The 17,049-nt window shown below is 46.0% G+C and carries 15 protein-coding genes; 4 read left to right on the top strand and 11 right to left on the bottom strand.

Features of this window, described 5'->3' with window-relative positions; genetic code table 11:
* Positions 1–2 precede the first annotated feature (2 nt).
* The gene (locus ATB78_RS20030; protein WP_081096631.1) at positions 3–770 is read left to right on the top strand and encodes a peptidoglycan binding protein CsiV; all 768 of its coding nucleotides are present in this window, start codon (positions 3–5) and stop codon (positions 768–770) included.
* 79 nt (positions 771–849) lie between these two features.
* A complete protein-coding gene (locus ATB78_RS20025; protein ID WP_061010085.1) occupies positions 850–1,398 on the top strand; it encodes a GNAT family protein in 549 nt (182 codons plus the stop codon).
* Between the two features lie 86 nt (positions 1,399–1,484).
* Here ATB78_RS20025 and ATB78_RS20020 read toward each other — a convergent pair whose 3' ends face one another.
* The 7 genes from ATB78_RS20020 to hinT form a co-directional block, all read right to left on the bottom strand.
* Entirely contained in the window at positions 1,485–2,774 is a 1,290-nt protein-coding gene (locus tag ATB78_RS20020; RefSeq protein WP_009707133.1) for an NAD(P)/FAD-dependent oxidoreductase, read from the bottom strand.
* A gap of 526 nt (positions 2,775–3,300) precedes the next feature.
* Positions 3,301–3,840, bottom strand: a complete 540-nt coding sequence (gene ycfP, locus ATB78_RS20015) for an alpha/beta hydrolase YcfP (RefSeq protein WP_061010083.1) — start codon at positions 3,838–3,840, stop codon at positions 3,301–3,303.
* Between the two features lie 75 nt (positions 3,841–3,915).
* A complete protein-coding gene (thiK, locus tag ATB78_RS20010) occupies positions 3,916–4,797 on the bottom strand; it encodes a thiamine kinase (protein ID WP_061010082.1) in 882 nt (293 codons plus the stop codon).
* Positions 4,798–4,839: 42 nt separating this feature from the next.
* Entirely contained in the window at positions 4,840–5,430 is a 591-nt protein-coding gene (gene lpoB, locus ATB78_RS20005) for a penicillin-binding protein activator LpoB (RefSeq protein ID WP_005431666.1), read from the bottom strand.
* 87 nt (positions 5,431–5,517) lie between these two features.
* A complete protein-coding gene (locus ATB78_RS20000) occupies positions 5,518–5,910 on the bottom strand; it encodes a YcfL family protein (RefSeq protein WP_005437509.1) in 393 nt (130 codons plus the stop codon).
* Positions 5,910–7,304 carry a hypothetical protein gene (locus tag ATB78_RS19995; protein ID WP_020195037.1) on the bottom strand — a complete coding sequence of 465 codons (1,395 nt, stop codon included), beginning with the start codon at positions 7,302–7,304 and terminating at the stop codon, positions 5,910–5,912. The genes ATB78_RS20000 and ATB78_RS19995 overlap by 1 nt, the downstream gene beginning before the upstream one ends.
* A gap of 72 nt (positions 7,305–7,376) precedes the next feature.
* Positions 7,377–7,727, bottom strand: coding sequence for a purine nucleoside phosphoramidase (gene hinT, locus ATB78_RS19990; RefSeq protein WP_061010080.1), 351 nt, complete (start codon positions 7,725–7,727; stop codon positions 7,377–7,379).
* 235 nt (positions 7,728–7,962) lie between these two features.
* On the opposite strand from hinT, the gene ATB78_RS19985 reads away from it, so the two are divergent.
* Both ATB78_RS19985 and ATB78_RS19980 read left to right on the top strand, forming a co-directional pair.
* The gene (locus ATB78_RS19985; RefSeq protein ID WP_039841532.1) at positions 7,963–9,954 is read left to right on the top strand and encodes a methyl-accepting chemotaxis protein; all 1,992 of its coding nucleotides are present in this window, start codon (positions 7,963–7,965) and stop codon (positions 9,952–9,954) included.
* A gap of 165 nt (positions 9,955–10,119) precedes the next feature.
* Positions 10,120–11,280, top strand: a complete 1,161-nt coding sequence (locus ATB78_RS19980; protein WP_005437515.1) for a DUF1887 family protein — start codon at positions 10,120–10,122, stop codon at positions 11,278–11,280.
* A 159-nt stretch (positions 11,281–11,439) separates the two neighbouring features.
* On the opposite strand, the gene udp is transcribed toward ATB78_RS19980, so the two are convergent.
* From udp to ATB78_RS19960, 4 genes are all read right to left on the bottom strand, one after another.
* Entirely contained in the window at positions 11,440–12,198 is a 759-nt protein-coding gene (udp, locus tag ATB78_RS19975) for a uridine phosphorylase (RefSeq protein WP_005437517.1), read from the bottom strand.
* A gap of 313 nt (positions 12,199–12,511) precedes the next feature.
* Positions 12,512–14,818 carry a zinc/cadmium/mercury/lead-transporting ATPase gene (locus ATB78_RS19970; protein ID WP_061010078.1) on the bottom strand — a complete coding sequence of 769 codons (2,307 nt, stop codon included), beginning with the start codon at positions 14,816–14,818 and terminating at the stop codon, positions 12,512–12,514.
* Positions 14,819–14,918: 100 nt separating this feature from the next.
* Positions 14,919–16,370 (bottom strand): MATE family efflux transporter, encoded by a 1,452-nt coding sequence (locus tag ATB78_RS19965; protein ID WP_039841528.1) that lies wholly within the window; start codon positions 16,368–16,370, stop codon positions 14,919–14,921.
* Between the two features lie 63 nt (positions 16,371–16,433).
* Complete coding sequence (locus ATB78_RS19960; protein WP_005437523.1) at positions 16,434–16,853, bottom strand: CBS domain-containing protein; 420 nt, start codon at positions 16,851–16,853, stop codon at positions 16,434–16,436.
* Positions 16,854–17,049: the final 196 nt, after the last annotated feature.

The following is a 17,049-nucleotide window of genomic DNA, read 5'->3' as shown; positions in this document are numbered from 1 at the left end:
GAATGAGAATACTGATCCCATTATTACTTCTTTGTGTCTCAATGCCATCTTGGGCTGCGCGTCAATTTGATATTGAAGTAATTATTTTCAAGCGAGCAGTCGACGCTGAAAGCACCAGTGAATCATGGCCAAATGAACTGCCTAAGATCGAAATGAGCAATGTCGGCAGTTTAGACAGCGAATCTTACCGCCGTTCAAAAGGCGTAACCTTGCTACCACGTTCTTCTTTCCGTTTGAACGCCCAAGAATCTGCATTAAATAATCATGCTGGTTTCAAAGTGCTTAAGCACGTGGCATGGCGCCAAGGTGACCGAGGCAAAGCAAGCGCTCCTATTTTCCGCATCGTTGGTGGTCGTGATTTCTCAGGCTCTTACAATGCTGATGGTAGCCCAATCGGTAGTAGCTCTTCGCTAACAAGTGATGGTTACAGCGAAGAGAACGTGAGCGGTCCACTCTATGAACTCGACGGCAAGCTACAAATTTACGTTCAGCACTACTTGTTCGCTGAAACGACCATGGATTTACGTGAACCGAGTGTTCGTGAAATCCACATCGAATCACAGCCATCAGATCAGCTGACAAATGAGTTGGGTGAAGTAGACGGTAATGTACAAGTCGGTAACTTGGCAGAAGTGTCACCAACAGTGACCGAAGAGAAGTACTTGAAGAGCTTCCGAATGGATCAAAAGCGCCGTATGCGCAGTAGTGAAACGCACTACTTAGACAACCCACTGATGGGGATGATCATTCAAGTTCGTCGCGTTCAATAAGGCACGAATTCAACAGAAAAGCGCAGCTCTGGCTGCGCTTTGTTTTATCTAGAATCTCACATGGAAGTTGTATCGATTCATGGCACCAGATTTTGAAATCATAACACCACGCTTAGCGCTCAAACTGATTCCATCAGAGCAAGCACACTCATTACAGCGTTTACTCGTCGAATCCCCTTCTCTGCATCAATGGTTAGATTGGTGTAACGAGGACGTCACTCTAAAAGACGCCCAAGATTTTTTACTAGCAACCCGTTTAAACTGGGTAAAAACCGAAGCTTTCGGCTTTGGGGTCTATGAGCGAGAGCACAACAGCCTTGTGGGAATGGCCGCAGTTAACGAGCTATACCACACCTTCAACATGGCGAGCATTGGTTATTGGATTGCTGATCGCTATCAGCGCAATGGTTATGCTCACGAGGCAGTTAGAGCACTGGCAGAGTTCTGCTTTGCAAAACTGAATTTAACGCGTGTAGAGATCGTCTGCGATTTAGACAACACAGCAAGTCAGGCGTTAATTGAGTCGGTTGGAGCTCAAAAAGAAACCATTGCGAGAAATCGCTTTATCTTTCATGGAAAACCAAAAGACGGCGTGGTGTATTCGCTACTTCCTAGCGACTTAGAATGAAAAAAGCCACCGACATGCGGTGGCTTTTGCTTTATTTATCATTGGGTTCTTTCATCGAATATTCGACACAGAACTCAATCTTCAAATTAGTGCAGCTTCAAGTTTGGACGCAGTACGCGGTTGATACGGCCAACCAACATCATCAAGCCAGTCTTAATCACACCGTGCAGCGCCATTTGGTGCATGCGGTATAGCGAGATGTAAACTACGCGAGCAATACGACCTTCAACCATCATGGAACCTTTAGTTAGGTTACCCATCAAGCTACCTACTGTAGAGAAGCGGCTTAGAGAAACCAAAGAACCGTGGTCTTTGTATTCGTACTCTTTTAGCTCACGACCATTAAGCTTAGCAACGATGTTAGTGAACGCTTGGCTAGCCATTTGGTGTGCAGCTTGAGCACGTGGCGGTACAAATGAACCATCTGGTTGAGTACATTGAGCCAAATCACCGATAACAAAGATGTCGTCATCACGAGTGGTTTGTAGCGTGTTTTTCACAACAAGCTGGTTGATACGGTTGGTTTCTAGACCCGCGATATCTTTGATGAAATCTGGAGCCTTGATACCCGCTGCCCATACCATGATTTGAGCTGGGATCTTCTCACCGTCTTTCGTTGTCAGACCATCTTTATCTGCTTGTGTCACCATCGTCGCTGTGCGTACGTTGACACCTAGCTTAACCAACTCTTGGTGTGCCGCAGAAGAGATACGTGGTGGAAGTGCAGGAAGAATACGCTCACCCGCTTCAACAAGGTTTACGTTTAGCTTGCTAGAATCTAGGTCGCCAAAACCGTATGTACGCAACTCTTTCACCGCGTTGTGAAGCTCAGCAGATAGCTCAACACCCGTTGCACCCGCACCAACAATGGCGATATCGACTGTGCCGTTACCGTTTTTCGCGTGTAGCTTCAAGAACTCGTTGTTCATTTCACTACGGAAACGGTGTGCTTGTTCTGGGCTATCTAGGAAGATACAGTTGTCACGAACACCAGGAGTGTTGAAGTCGTTAGATGTAGAACCAATTGCCATCACTAGAATGTCGTATTCTAGTTCGCGGCTTGGCATAAGAAGTTCGCCGTGATCGTCTTTAAGCTCACTAAGGATGATCACTTTACGCTCACGGTCGATGTCTTGAAGGCTGCCCATTTGGAAGTCAAAGCTGTGGTTTTTCGCATGAGCACGGTAGCTCAGTGCATCCACACCTTCGTCCAATGAACCTGTTGCTACTTCGTGCAATAGCGGTTTCCACAAGTGGCTCGCTTTACGGTCTACCAGTGTAATTTGCGCACGGTTCTTACGACCCAGAGTGCGGCCTAGTTTGGTTGCCAACTCAAGGCCACCAGCACCGCCGCCTACAACGATAATGCGTGTCACAATGTTATCCTCTACAAAAATGAATATATGGGTTCAGCTCGATGCTGACTCACAGTAATCTGCGGTCATACATCCAACCGATGAATTCTTTGGTCTCTAGAGGTGAGCTCACTTTTGGATAAACACCGATACCATCTTATTTTTTGCTTATTCTTATTAGCTTATTGATGTGCATCGGTTTCTTGATCTGAAATAAACGATCTCAGACAAAAAATGGGCAAGTTTCTTACTCGCTCTCAATTTTTTTTGATATTTATCAAATTATTTTTACTGAGTTCATTATATAGGGCAATCTTTTGATGGCAACAAAAATCCTTACTCGAGATACGGATTGGCTAATTTTCGTCTGTTTGACGGTAACGTTTTCGTGCCACAAAAGGTTAAATCGATAAATCACGCCGATAAATCGATACAAAATGTAAAATTTTGCGGAATCAGTACCGCTCGTTTGAGCACTAGTAGAAACAAAAACAGCACTTCGAAAAGTGCTGTTTAAACAAAATAAGTTTGTTCGCTCTAAGACAAGTTAGGCGCTTTTGAATGCCTTCATCGCTTGCAGATGATGAGAAATTTTCTTGAACTTATGGGTTTGGGTTTCATCCCAAATGATTTCGTAGTGTTTATCCAGTTCTGCTGCGGTTTTTGAGTTGTCGTGGATTTCATCTTCTTTCGACAAAATCACCAAACAGCGCTCTTTGTTTTTCGCACGGAATTGCTCCACACATTTGGTCGCAATATCTTCATACTCTTCTGGGCGGTCAATACGCCCTGCCATCGTCTTCTCTGGATGCAAGCTCGGGTTGAACATCACTTGCTTAATGCCGCAAAGAAAACCGATTCGCTCTGACCAGTATGCGCCAAGGCCAACACCACAAATCAGTGGGTTTGGATCCTCCGCTTGGTCAATGACCTTAGACACTTCTTTCAATAAGTGCTGCATGTCATGCTTAGGATGAAGTGTACTGTAGTTGATGAAACGAACGTCATCATCGATGAATTGCAATTGAAGAACTTTTTCGTGGTTACCCGGGCTTGTACTATCAAAGCCGTGCAAGTAAATAATCATGTGTACCTCTCCCTGTGACTTGCTGGTACTTCACTTTAAACTACCACTATTTCTTTATGGTTAAAGAGGAAAAAGTCATGAGTTATCAAAACAGTGATCTTCCATACATAATAAGTCTTTAAACTCACGAGCACTGTCTAAGTATTGTTCATCATCCCACAATTTGTAGGCCAATAAATACCAAAGCATCGCCATCATTCGAGTTCTTGGCATCCACGCTTGCACGCCTTCCAACCATAAAGCAACGTCTTCAATACCACGAATCTGGCAATATTGTTCTACACCCGGTTCAATAGGCACATCGGCGAGTTGCAGAATCAGCGTCAAGTCGAGTCTTGGGTCCGCTAAACCAGCGTACTCCCAATCGATCACTTTTACGCCCTCTTCGCCACGAACTAAGTTGTAACACCCAAGATCAAAATGGCACAGTGCTGTAGGGACTTGCGCCACGCTTGGCTCAGAACGCCACTTTTGATAAAGCGCTTCGTACTCAGTGCCGACATACTGGCCACTCAGTTCCAACCAATAGTGGTCGATGCGCAAAAGATACGAGAACGGTACAAAAGGAACCGCCGTTGCAGGATATTCATGAATCCTAGCCGCAATCGGCAATAGCTCTTCAATATCAATACCTGGCTTAGTTAGCGTTTCACCCGGAACCCACTCCACTAACAAACCTTGCTCATGCACAAAGACGGGCTTGGGACCTAGGTTGAGAGGGGCAATCGCGTTGAGCACTTGATATTCGTTGTGACGAGAAATAGCAAAGGCCTTGCACACGTTACTGGTTGGTCGCCAGACGTAAGCAAGACCTTCTGAGGATTCCAACCGCCAGCAGCGATTGGTAAGCCCGCCAGTGACGGTTTGAACCTTCACCGGCGGTGATGCAAAGAAGCCATCAAGCGCATTTAAACTCGGGTCTAATTGTTTCGCTTGTTGCCAAGAAAACCACGCCATGAATGTCTTCTCCACTTAGGTCATAAGACCAAACTGAATCAATTAAAGACCAAATAGGCTCTTAGATTGTTCTTTACGGATTTCCGTTTCATCCGCCCATTCGATCAGACCCGTTTCTAGGTCCATTAGGCGCATAGTCATTTTGTAGTAAACGTCTTTGTCGCTGCCTGCGTTTTTCACAATGCTAGAAAGGTTACCGTAAAGCATGTATTGCGCACCGACCATTTTACCGAATTGGATTGCCGTGCTTTGGTTTACTAGCTCATCAGTGTTTTGGAAGTTAAGTTGCTCACGAACAGACTCAACACGATCCATGTCTACGAAACGGAACTTACCAGAGTTCAGCATCTTAGTAGAAATAGTGTCAGTGATAGACTCCGTATCGATGTGTTCGCTTGTCTTGTTCTTGATGCGCTCAACAAACACGATAGGACGTTGGTCACGAGTAATTGCTGCCACTGAACCTGACATCATCATGCTGTCTACCATTTCGCCAGCAATTTTTTGTAGATCCGTCGAGCCGAAGTCGATCGTTGTGGTTTCTGTCGCTTGCGCATCACCGTAAGAGACTTTGTTTGAACAACCACCCAGAATGACGGCAAGACCTAAAAGAGCAATAATACTTTTTTTCATGAGAGTTCCTTAGTTTGTGTTTCATCCCAAGGCGTCTCCACCTTGGCAAAGCAGCATAGCCGCCGAAATTGTGTTACTCGAAACGAGTTAGTTATCTTGTGCTTCGCGAATTTGTACGCGGAATTGAGTCCCGTTAGGGTTCACCGTCACTTCCGACAAAGTCACTTGTTCAAATCCACGCACGATCATTTTGCGCCATGGACCCGGTTTGGTATTCACCTCAAGACCAGTATTGTCGTACCAGTAAAAGCGGTAAAGGATCTCTTGGTCACCTTTATAGTTACTGCTCAACTGCACAACGCCACGCGGACGGTCATCCACATAAGTCGTGGTAATGTTGTCTACCAACAGGCGACTACCCATGACGTTATCGTGGAAGAAAACCTTTTGGGTTTGCCCATCGATTCGGATACCCGCGGTGTTGTCAGCACAACCCGCTAAACCAATGATCACTGCCAAGCCAATAAGCCATGCTCTCATTACAACCTCCCTAGTTGTTTATGCCAAACTGTGGAATGCGATCCCTGACGAGATACCCAAACCAACGTTGTTTGCTGTGCTGGCACTTCGAATTGATACACCTGATCGCCAACGTTTAAGCTTTGCTGCCCCGGTTTCACGACTTTCGACGCCGTTTTCACCGTACCTGGTAGCGTCTGCCAACTTCTGGTATCAGGTTGTTCGGTTAATGTATTCCACACATTGAAAAGAATGTTGCCGACATCATCGCCTTTTGCCGCTTCTTTTCGGATTCTGTCTTTTGCCCAAACACGAATCGCTTGGCGAATCACAATCGTAGTCAAACGTTCGTGCAAATCGTTTTGCGCCATCGCGTTCACATCGGCCAATGTGCTTGAAGGTAGCTTGTTGCCATTTAACGCAACATCTCCAAAACGCTGTGTTCCACGTTTCGGGTAGTAAGGTAACGCAAGCGAATAAATCGCACCGTCGCCTCGGCTATCATAAATCGGCAAGTCAATGCGCCAACCTTGCAGCGCTTCCACCACGCCTTGCTCGTCTATCACGATCACGCGACCTTGTGACTTACTCAGTCCTGAAGGCGCTTTGCCGTAACGTTTTTCCAGCATACGAAGGTCTTGACGCATACCGAGCTTTTTCGCGGCATACATTGTACTTTCAATCACTTGCTTGTTATCTGGCATCACAGCGAGCGCGCGACGATAGTCTACATACGCACTGTTCAAATCTCGTGACGCTTCATAAAGCAAACCAGAAAGGTAGAACAAGTAGCCGTTTTGCACTGAGCTAAGCTTCTTGCCTGCGTCTGGGTAGTTAGCTAACACGCTACCTAGATTCGCTGACATGCCTTGCTTCTTAAGATCCTTCTCAGCCTGCTTTAGTTCCTTCTCACGTGCTTTCTTTGCCGCTTCTTGCACTTGGTTTGCACGACGCATTTCAACCAGTGCCCCTTCAAGGTCATTCTTTTGTAGGTAGTTCAGACCGAGGTACAAATGCAAAAAGCCGAGTTCATAGTCGGCAGGTTGGTATTCGTTTAGGTTGTCGTTAACGGCAAGAGACCCAACACTGGTCGCCGTTTCCGTTACAGAAATGGTTGCGCGATCTTGTTGTTTACGCACTGCACGATCGCTGTCTTCAAGTGAACTCAGGCTTTTTGGGTAATCTTGGGCAAGAAACGAGATTCGACCTTGCTCAAAGTTGCCAAGTATATCGCCACCAACATCACTCGATTGCAGTTGTTCAGCTTTGGCATATTCACCCGCAACCACTGCCTGATAGACTTGTTTATTTTGGTCGCTGTAATGACTGAAGAGATTGCCAGCGGACAAGTTTGCACATCCTGTAGCAAGCAGGACCCAGCTCATTAATCCGAATAGCTTCACACCATGTTTCACATTTATCTCCACAAATGTGTTGTTCGTCAGGAATAAAGAAGTGGATGAATCACTTCACCCACTTCTAATAGATTAGCTCAATACCATAGGACCTAAAGGACGACCGCCCACTAGGTGCATATGAATATGATAGACTTCCTGACCGCCATGTGAGTTACAGTTTACGATCAAACGGTAACCGTCTTCCGCAATGCCTTCTTCTTTAGCAAGCTTCTTAGCTACCGTGAACATACGTCCCATCATCGCTTCGTCCTCCGCTTCCACGTCATTTACTGTCGGGATCAGCTTATTTGGAATGATAAGGATATGGCTTGGCGCACGCGGATTGATGTCACGAAATGCCGTTACTAAGTCCTCTTGGTAAAGGACATCTGCTGGGATTTCTTTGCGAATAATTTTGCTAAAGATGGTTTCTTCCGCCATGGGTACTCCATTTTATAAGGTGTGTAACCTATTTAGTATGCGCTAAGCCAAAAGCGAGCTCAATAAAAAACAGTGTTCACTTAACATTATCAATATAAGTCGTGACGTTGAAGCTTTTTTTGTCGTGTGCGTCATAAAACGTGCGTCGCAAACTCAATACAATCCAGTGAATTTTGTTACTTTTTTAAGACAATTCTTATTTATATTGTCTATTTTTGGGAGAGGAAGCTCACTTATGCGAGGTTCAGTTATTAAACGGATGTATGCAGGCTTCGCACTGATCATCGTCCTGTTTGCTGTCACGATTGCCATTATGATGGGGGGCATGAATGATATTCACGGTAAGTTTGAGACGGTATCTAAGTCTTCATTACCACTTGTTTCATTATCTAACCAAACCAGTGTTGAACTGCTTTCTGCAGACAAATCTTTTAAAGACTTCCTGACCACAGAGAATAAACAACGCATGGACGAGATGCGTCAGGAATTTGCCAAATCTCAACAAACCTTTGAAGCGACATTGAGCCAACTTGAAGTCGCGAGCCAAATCTACCCTTCTCTTGCCGAACCTTTTTCTCAGCTTAAAGAACTTGAGCAGAGCTATTTTACTGAAGCAAAAGAAGCCATGGATAACTACGAAGCCATGTTCGCTGCACAAGAAGAAGTGCAAAAGTCTTCTCGTCGCTTCCAACAACTTAACACTGAGCTTTCTGTTGGCCTGAAAGAATACGTGGCGGACCAAAGCAGTATCTCTGTAAAAGTGATGGCAAAGAGCTACTTCATCAAATTGAAAGATGCTGAAGTTATTACGTCTGATGCCTTAGCAAGCTCGAACCCTGAGTTTGTAACTGAAGCCGTAGCGAAAAACCGCAAGGCAGTCACACACCTCAACTACGCATTCCGTGGTTTGGTAACTCAACTTCCTGAACTTCAAAAAGCTTTTGGTGAATCGGTAGAGCAATTCACACGTGACGTCGGTATGCGTGGCGGTGTGTTAGACCAACACAACAACTACCTTTCGGCTCGTGCGGCGCTTTACAACAACATTGCGAACCTTGCTACCAAAGTTGACTCAAGCATGTCGATTCTTGAGCAATTCACAACAACCGCAACAGACAAGCTCAACGAATCTTTAGCTGATGCAGGAGACATTTATTCAGCAGGCGTGACCAAAGCAATTGTGATTGCAGTGATTGTCGTTCTGTTTGCAACCGCCATCGGTTACCACATCGCACAAAGTGTTCGTGAGCCACTAACACGCATCTTGAAAGTGCTAGAAAGCTTAACAGAAGGCGACATGACACAGCGTATTGAAAACCGTCACAACAACGAATTTAGCCGCGTAAGTGGGCATATCAATACCCTTGCAGACAGTTTGCACAACATTCTTGTGAAGCTTAACGACGCTTCAGAAAACCTTGCTTCGACAGCTTCAACGAATGAGCAAACCTCTTCTCAAGCGCAAGGTCAATTGAACTCACAGCGTGAGCAAACCGCAAATGTGGCGACAGCGATGACAGAGATGTCTCACTCGGTTCAAGAAGTCGCACAAAGTGCACAAGGCTCACTGGAAATGGTTCAGCGTGTAGAAACCGCTTCTGACCAAGGACGCAACGTTATGAACAGTAACATCTCGACCATTAATCAGCTGGAAACACGTTTGAATGAATCTGTGTCTGCGGTTTCTGAGCTACAGAGAATGAGCGGCCAAATCGGTTCGATTCTCGACGTGATTCGTAACATCGCCGAGCAAACTAACTTGTTGGCACTCAACGCTGCCATTGAGGCAGCTCGTGCAGGTGAACAAGGTCGTGGTTTTGCGGTTGTAGCGGATGAAGTTCGCGTGCTGGCTTCCAAGACCACACAATCGACAACTGAGATTGAAGCAATGATCAGTAACCTTCAATCGAGTTCGCAGTCTGCTAGCCAAGTTATTCAGAGCTGTATGAGTGATATGGAAATGTCCGTTGAGCAAGCTTCAAAAGCAAACAGTTCAATGGAAGAAATCCAAGCGCTTATTATCGAAATCAGCCAGATGAGTACCCACATATCTCAAGCGGCAGCAGAGCAGAGCGAGACTTCAGCGGATATTGCGCGCAGCATTGAAGACATCAATAGCATTGCCGATCAAAGCTACCATGCGATGTCGAGTATTGCTCAAACTAGCGAATCTTTGACGCAATTAGCGCATCAGCAAAACGAACTGGTTCATCGATTTAAGCTATAAAATCCGTCGCCAAATTTAACGGATTTATTGCAACCAACTGTATAAGGGTGACTTTTTATTGAAGTCGCCCTTGTTTTTTATGAGCTGTGTCTACATATGGTTTATATGGCTTGCTCATCCCTTTTCTTTTCTCTTTTCGAGCAAGCCAAATAAGAAGGAAAACCTATGGCTGTTCATGTTGGTATTATCGACCAAGATCCAGTGAGATTAGTCACTCCTCTTTTGGATAATCGCACTGTAAGTACACATATCGTCTTCATCGGCGACAAGAGCCAATCCGATATGTACGAGCGACTGAGCGCAGTATTAGAGCAGCGAGAAATTACGTCTGAATTCTTTGAAATTCCTTCTGCAGTAAACACTTCTCTGATCAAACAATCTGTCCACAAACTGGCAAAAGACCTCCACGACCGAGGTGAAGAAGTTAAACTCAACGCAAGTTGTGGCCTACGTCACCGCCTGCTTTCCGTGTACGAAGTCTTTCGTACTTACCGCTGGCCTATCTTTGTAGTAGAACCAAACAGCGACAAATTGTGCTGGCTTTACCCAGATGGCAAAGAAGATACGCAAGTAGAAGACCACATTACCATCTCTGATTACCTCACGATTTTCGGTGCACGCGGTGAATTCCACCACGTAGACCTTCCTCCTCAACTTGACCAAAAGCTTTACGAACTGGGCGAACGCTGGGCATCTAACGCTCTTGAGCTTGGCCCTGGTCTAGCTACGCTGAACTACCTTGCAACCACTTGTCGTAAAGAACAGAAACTGGATGTTGAGCTTTCTGAGAAACAACAAGGCTACCGCGAACTGAACATGCTGCTGACCGATTTGGTCGAGGCACAAATCGCGACATACGAAAATGGCGTGCTGACGTTTGCGGATGAAGACGCTCGTCGTTTCTCTAACGGTGAATGGTTAGAGACGCTAGTGCACAGCACTGTGAAACAGATTCAAGATACCATGCCGACGATCCAAGACCGTTCATTGAACGTGCAGGTTTATCGTAAACTCGGTGAAAGCGAAGTTCGCAATGAACTTGATGTCGCAACGGTGGTGAACAACAAACTTCACATCATCGAATGTAAAACCAAAGGCATGCGCGATGATGGCGATGACACCTTGTACAAGCTTGAATCTTTGCGTGATCTGTTAGGTGGCCTACAAGCTCGTGCCATGCTGGTCAGCTTCCGTCCGCTGCGTCATAACGACATCACACGTGCTGAAGACTTAGGGTTGGCACTTATCGGCCCAGACGAGCTGAAAGATCTCAAAACTCACCTAAGCGCTTGGTTTGAAGCCGCCGGCGGTTCTGACGAAATCTAATCGTCGATATCAATCAAAAATCAAAAAAGCAGCCTCGAGCTGCTTTTTTATTGCGTCAGATTTGCTGTTTGAATACTCATATAAAACTTCCAGATAGAAAAAACCAGAGGCGAACCTCTGGTTTTTCCCGTTTGTTTAAATGCCAACTAAATGTTGTGCTTAAAGCATCTTACGTGCTGCTTCTACTACAACTTTAATTGAGCGAGCTTCCGTTTCTTTCAGCGTTGAATGATCTGGAATCTCTTTTTGTGTACGGTTGATGATTACCCCCGCCACACAACCTGCTTTCAGGCCAGAGCTTGCACACATGGTTAGTAGTGTTGCTGACTCCATTTCGAAGTTCAGAACGCCCATGTCTTGCCACTCTTGCATAGAACCTTGGAAACGCTTAACAACGCGACCAGAGAACGTATCGTAACGCTCTTGACCAGGGTAGAAAGTGTCACTTGAAGCAGTCACACCCATATGAACAGTTGCACCAGACTCTTCAACAGCTGCTTTCATTGCTGTTGCGATTTCGAAGTCTGCTACTGCTGGGAACTCCATTGGAGCAAAGTGTAGGCTCGCGCCGTCTAGACGAACAGAACCTGTAGTAACGATCATGTCACCTACGTTTACGTGTGGCTGGATTGCACCAGTCGTACCAACACGTAGGAAAGTGCGAACGCCAAGCTGCGCTAGTTCTTCTACTGCGATAGACGTAGATGGACCGCCGATACCTGTAGAACAAACCACAACAGGTTTACCGTCTAGCTCTGCACGGTATAGCGTGTATTCACGGTGACTTGCTAGAAATACTGGGTTTTCCATTTCTTCTGCGATTTTTTGTACGCGCGCTGGATCGCCTGGAATGATTGCTAGAGTAGCACCATTAAGATCCGCTTCAGTAACACCTAAATGGAATACAGCTTGAGACATAAGTCGCTCCTTGTTGTGGCTTATTTTGTAAACAATAAGCTCATTAATAAGTTGTTGGGTACAGATGCACTGTAGCGAACCTTTCACCAACATTGAGTGATCACAGTCACAATGAAACAATGTAATAAATCCAAACTTTCAAATAAAAACGGTTTAGATCACATTTTAATGGCCAAAAGATCATTTCGTTGCATACCAATGAGTGATTTGCCAAACGAATTATTCAGCAAAGTGATTACCGTTTTATGGACACAAAAAAGCCCAAGACAGGATTGCCTCAGGCTTCTTATTCATCGCTCAGCTGTTAACTGATTTATTTCACTTGTTTTGATTCAAAGCGAAGCAGACGTAGAGCATTCAGTGTGACTAGTGCCGTTGCACCACTGTCGGCAAGTACCGCAACCCACAAGCCGGTAATACCCAGTAAGCTCGTTACCAAGAACACACCTTTTAGACCCAGCGCAAGCGCCACGTTCTGACGGATGTTATTCAGCGTCGCACGTGATAGCTCGATCATACCTGCTAGCTCGATCAAACGGTTGTGAGTCAGTGCAGCATCAGCCGTTTCAAGAGCAACGTCAGTACCACCGCCCATCGCAATACCAATGCTTGAAGCTTTCATTGCTGGCGCATCATTAATGCCGTCACCCACCATCGCGACAGTGTGCTGTGCTGAAATCTCTTCCACGTAGTGCACTTTGTCTGCTGGTAGCAAGCTTGCTTTGTAATCAAGGCCAATTTGATTCGCAATAGCTTCGGCACTGCGAGGGTTATCGCCAGTTAACATCACTGATGAAATACCCAGTTTTTTCAGTGCAGCAACCGCTTGTTGAGCGTCTTGGCGAAGTGTGTCTTGCCAAGCAATCAAACCGATCACTTGTTCATCGTGACGAGCGATAACCACCGTCTTGCCTTGGTCTTCCAACGCCACGACTTGCTGTTCAATGTCAGACGAAATGGCAAAATCGGCTTTCGATGGCGCAATCACTTGAACCAATTTGCCTTCAACAAGCCCTGTCACACCAGAACCAACCTGCGCCGTTTTGTCTGCTGCTTCAGGAATGCTGATGCCCTGCTCTTGCGCTTTGTTCACCAAAGAAATTGCTAGCGGGTGGCTTGAGCCAATCTCAATCGAAGCAGTCAAGCTCAGCAGTTGTTCTTCCGTCACACCAAAAGGTACCACATCAGTTACTTGCGGTTTGCCTTGTGTCAGTGTACCCGTTTTATCAAATGCTACAGATTCAACACGACCCAGTAGCTCAAGCGCTGCACCACCTTTGATCAATGCGCCTCGTTTTGCCGCTGCCGCCAAGCCAGAAGTGATCGCTGCTGGCGTAGAGATGACGAGCGCACATGGACATGCGATCAACAACAATGCTAGACCACGGTACACCCACGTTTCCCAAGGTTGAGCAAACAACAATGGCGGTGTGATGATGACTAATAGAGAGACAAGCATCATCAATGGTGTGTACCAACGGCTGAACTTATCTAGGAAACGTTCAAGTGGTGCTTTGCGTGATTCCGCTTCTTCAATCAAATGTAGGATGCGGTCAATCGCGTTCTCACCTTGGCGAGACGTCACTTTAACTTGCACAACTTTATCGACAACCACGGCACCTGCCATGATTTTACCGCCTTCGTTGTGCTCTACCGGAACAGACTCGCCCGTTAACGCACTTTCGTCAAAGCTTGCCGCTTGAGTCATCAGTACGCCATCAGCTGGCATACGACCACCCGGCGCTACTTCAATCACGTCACCGGGCTGTAGTTGTGACGCTGGCACTTCTTGACGTTCGCCATCCACAATTAGAGTGGTATTTTCTGGAACGAGATCCATCAATGCTTGAACGCCGCTACGCGCACGAGATGATGCGTATGCTTCTAACTTTTCACCAATAAGGAAAAGCAATAGCACCATCGCCGCTTCAGCGGTTTCACCAAGGTATAGAGCACCCAGCGCCGCGACACTCATCAGCGTTTCAATCGCGAATGGCGTACCACTACGAGCCAACTTGACCGCTTTCATCGCAACTGGATACAAGCCAAGCAAACACGTCAACGTGAAGAGCCACGTGCTGAAGGTTGGGTGTAAATCAGAGATAAGACCGGCTAACGCCATCGCACCTGCGATAGAAAGGATTTGAACATTGTCTTTCATAACGCCTAACCAACCTTTTTTCTCGGCTTTTGGTTTTGGCGCATCTGTCGAAGTCAGTGGGAAACCGGTTTGTTGAGAAACTTGCTCAATGACAGGCGCAAGTGCACGGTTATCAAAATCCACCACCAGCTTTTCAGTCGCGAACAGGACTTTGGCGTTCGTGACACCTTCAACAGAAGAAATGGCTTTTTCAAGTTTTTGAGCACAGGCAGGACAATCCATGCCTGATACTAACCAGCTATGGCGAATGGAGGATTCAAAGGGTTCGGCAGGGCCTTCATCTTCAAGAGAATCCGAGCTACAGCTTCCGCCGCTGCAACAAGAATCCTCTGAAGTGATCACGCTTGCTTGCGTAATATTAAGAGCAGGTTTTGCCGGTGCGCAGCAAGAGTCGTTTGCACCTAGCGCCACCGCAGAGTTGATTTTGCCTGATTGGCAACCTTGATGTTTCGTACACATAATTCACTTTCCTTATTGGTGATAAGTCTCTATCTACCGCTAAGAATAAACCTTAGAGCTAACTCCAAGGTCAAGCGTATTTATGTGAAATTAGGAAAATTTACGCTTTTTCTTCTTCCAAAGCGGTGGCGACCTCATCAATCAATACCGCATCGTGAGAGCAGAAAGGCTGAGTATTAACGCAAGTGATGGCAGGATCGTCTTCCACTAAGTCTTCACCAAAGTTCTGCATCAGATCTTTGATGTGCTTGTTCAGTACTACCAGTGCAAGTAAACCAAACACAATCGTACCCACTGCTTGGCCGTAAAGCACACCAAGCGCACCATACCACTGAGAACCGAAGTAAACGAAAGGCAACGTGCCAATGGTCGCTTTGCCCAAATTCAACGCTGTTGAGTACAGCGGTTTACCAAGGTTATTGAAGGAGGTGTTGGCGACAAACAAAGTACCATTGAACACAAACGTAATCGCCACATAGGTACAGAAAGCAGCAACAATAATCGCAGCGTCACCCGTTAGGCTGAACATGGCAACAATGTAATCTTGCAGGACGTAAAGAAGAGCACATACGGCGAGAGTATAAATGGTTGTCACCAGCAAAGAGTCGGTCAGAGTTCGCTTCACGCGATCCATCCGCTCCGCACCAAAGTTCTGACCAATGATTGGGCCTACCGCACCAGACAAAGCAAAAATCACCGCAAAACACACTGGAGTTAAACGCCCTATCACGGCAAAACCTGCCACAAAATCCTCACCAAATTGGGCAATGTGAGTGGTCACAATCGCATTACCAATCGGCGTAGCAGTGTTGGTAATAATGGCGGGCACGGCAATCGCCAAAATCGGCTTAAGGTTAATTTTAACGGTATCGAGATTAGGGAATGAAACCAGCTTGTGCACTTTTACTAGTGGGTAAAGGGAGAAAGCTAATACCGTGAAACGCGCAATAACAGACGCCGCTGCTGCTCCTTCCACGTTCCATTTGAAGACGAAAATAAACAGCGGATCGAGAATCGCGTTAACAATACCACCCGCCAAAGTCGCCCACATAGATCGCTTTGCATCTCCCGCAGCACGCAGTCCAGCACCGGCAGACATACCCAAAGCGAGTATCGGTGCACTTGGTAATAGAATATTGAGATAAGCTTCTGCACGCTCGGCAGCGACCCCTTCTGCACCTATAGCGGCTAATAACTCTGGTATGTGGATGAACATACTAATGGTAATGACCAAGCTGATCATAAAGGCCACCAGCATGATACTACCACTCATCAACCTTGCTCGTTCAAAATCCTTTGCGCCAATCGCTTTAGAGACCAAAGCCCCCATAGCAATCGAAGTACCGATGGATGCTGAGGTTGAGAAGAAAATCAGCGTTCCTGCAAAACCGACAGCTGCAGCAAGCTCTACCTGTCCTAGCATACTGATGAACAACATATCGAGCAAATCGACGACAAACAGTGCCATCAAACCGACAGAGCCTGCGCCAGACATCACTAAGATGTGGCGCATGGTAGAACCTTGGACAAACTTCGCGTCTTGCGTGGACATATTCTTCCTCAACGACAAAAAGACGCCGAGGCGTCTTTCGTCTTAATACTTATTGTTTTGTTCTTAAACGGGATGTTTGAAACATTCGTTCAGTGTTTTGCCGATGGCTCTTAAAACATCGCGTCTTGTAATCACACCAACGAGCTTATCTTTGTCATCCACCACCGGATACATCTTAGGTTTACCGACTTTCATCATGTCAGCTAATTCGATGATCGACATTTCAGGCGATACCGATAGCGCGTCTAAGTGCATGCACTCTTCTACTGTGTGTGTGTCCTGACAGTGGTAACTGGCTTTAACGAGTTTGTCTAAAAGGTCTTGTTCAGAAAGGAATCCGATGACTTTCTCGTTTTCGTCGATAACAGGCCCACCTAGAGTAACACTTTGCATCACCTTGTCCAAAGCCGCCGTCAACGACATGTTCTTGGTGAAAGTCACTGCCTGTAACGTCATGTAATCTTTAACTTTAAGTGAATGCATTCTTATCTCCTTAGCGGCACGTTTTTGCTGCCTTTAAGATAAGTGTCGTCTAATTTCTTGATTTTACTAAATGGAAATTAGCAATTTTATTTATAGGTGTAGTCTATTGATCTTTATCTGAATTGATACATAACAAAAAGCAATGAATACTAAGTTGCATATTTATTTAAAGTTACATCGACCATCTGCTTGGCTG

Source organism: Vibrio sp. CUB2 (genome assembly GCF_001557945.1).
In the GTDB taxonomy this organism is placed as follows: domain Bacteria; phylum Pseudomonadota; class Gammaproteobacteria; order Enterobacterales; family Vibrionaceae; genus Vibrio; species Vibrio owensii.
This window is presented reverse-complemented; position numbering and strand designations above follow the sequence as displayed.

Excerpts from the sequence above, each read along its gene's own strand:
- ATB78_RS20030 (WP_081096631.1), top strand. The coding sequence starts at position 3 with ATGAGAATACTGATCCCATTATTACTTCTTTGTGTCTCAATGCCATCT.
- ATB78_RS20025 (WP_061010085.1), top strand. The coding sequence starts at position 850 with ATGGCACCAGATTTTGAAATCATAACACCACGCTTAGCGCTCAAACTG.
- ycfP (WP_061010083.1), bottom strand. The coding sequence starts at position 3,840 with ATGATTATTTACTTGCACGGCTTTGATAGTACAAGCCCGGGTAACCAC.
- thiK (WP_061010082.1), bottom strand. The coding sequence starts at position 4,797 with ATGGCGTGGTTTTCTTGGCAACAAGCGAAACAATTAGACCCGAGTTTA.
- lpoB (WP_005431666.1), bottom strand. The coding sequence starts at position 5,430 with ATGAAAAAAAGTATTATTGCTCTTTTAGGTCTTGCCGTCATTCTGGGT.
- ATB78_RS20000 (WP_005437509.1), bottom strand. The coding sequence starts at position 5,910 with ATGAGAGCATGGCTTATTGGCTTGGCAGTGATCATTGGTTTAGCGGGT.
- hinT (WP_061010080.1), bottom strand. The coding sequence starts at position 7,727 with ATGGCGGAAGAAACCATCTTTAGCAAAATTATTCGCAAAGAAATCCCA.
- ATB78_RS19985 (WP_039841532.1), top strand. The coding sequence starts at position 7,963 with ATGCGAGGTTCAGTTATTAAACGGATGTATGCAGGCTTCGCACTGATC.
- ATB78_RS19980 (WP_005437515.1), top strand. The coding sequence starts at position 10,120 with ATGGCTGTTCATGTTGGTATTATCGACCAAGATCCAGTGAGATTAGTC.
- udp (WP_005437517.1), bottom strand. The coding sequence starts at position 12,198 with ATGTCTCAAGCTGTATTCCATTTAGGTGTTACTGAAGCGGATCTTAAT.
- ATB78_RS19970 (WP_061010078.1), bottom strand. The coding sequence starts at position 14,818 with ATGTGTACGAAACATCAAGGTTGCCAATCAGGCAAAATCAACTCTGCG.
- ATB78_RS19965 (WP_039841528.1), bottom strand. The coding sequence starts at position 16,370 with ATGTCCACGCAAGACGCGAAGTTTGTCCAAGGTTCTACCATGCGCCAC.
- ATB78_RS19960 (WP_005437523.1), bottom strand. The coding sequence starts at position 16,853 with ATGCATTCACTTAAAGTTAAAGATTACATGACGTTACAGGCAGTGACT.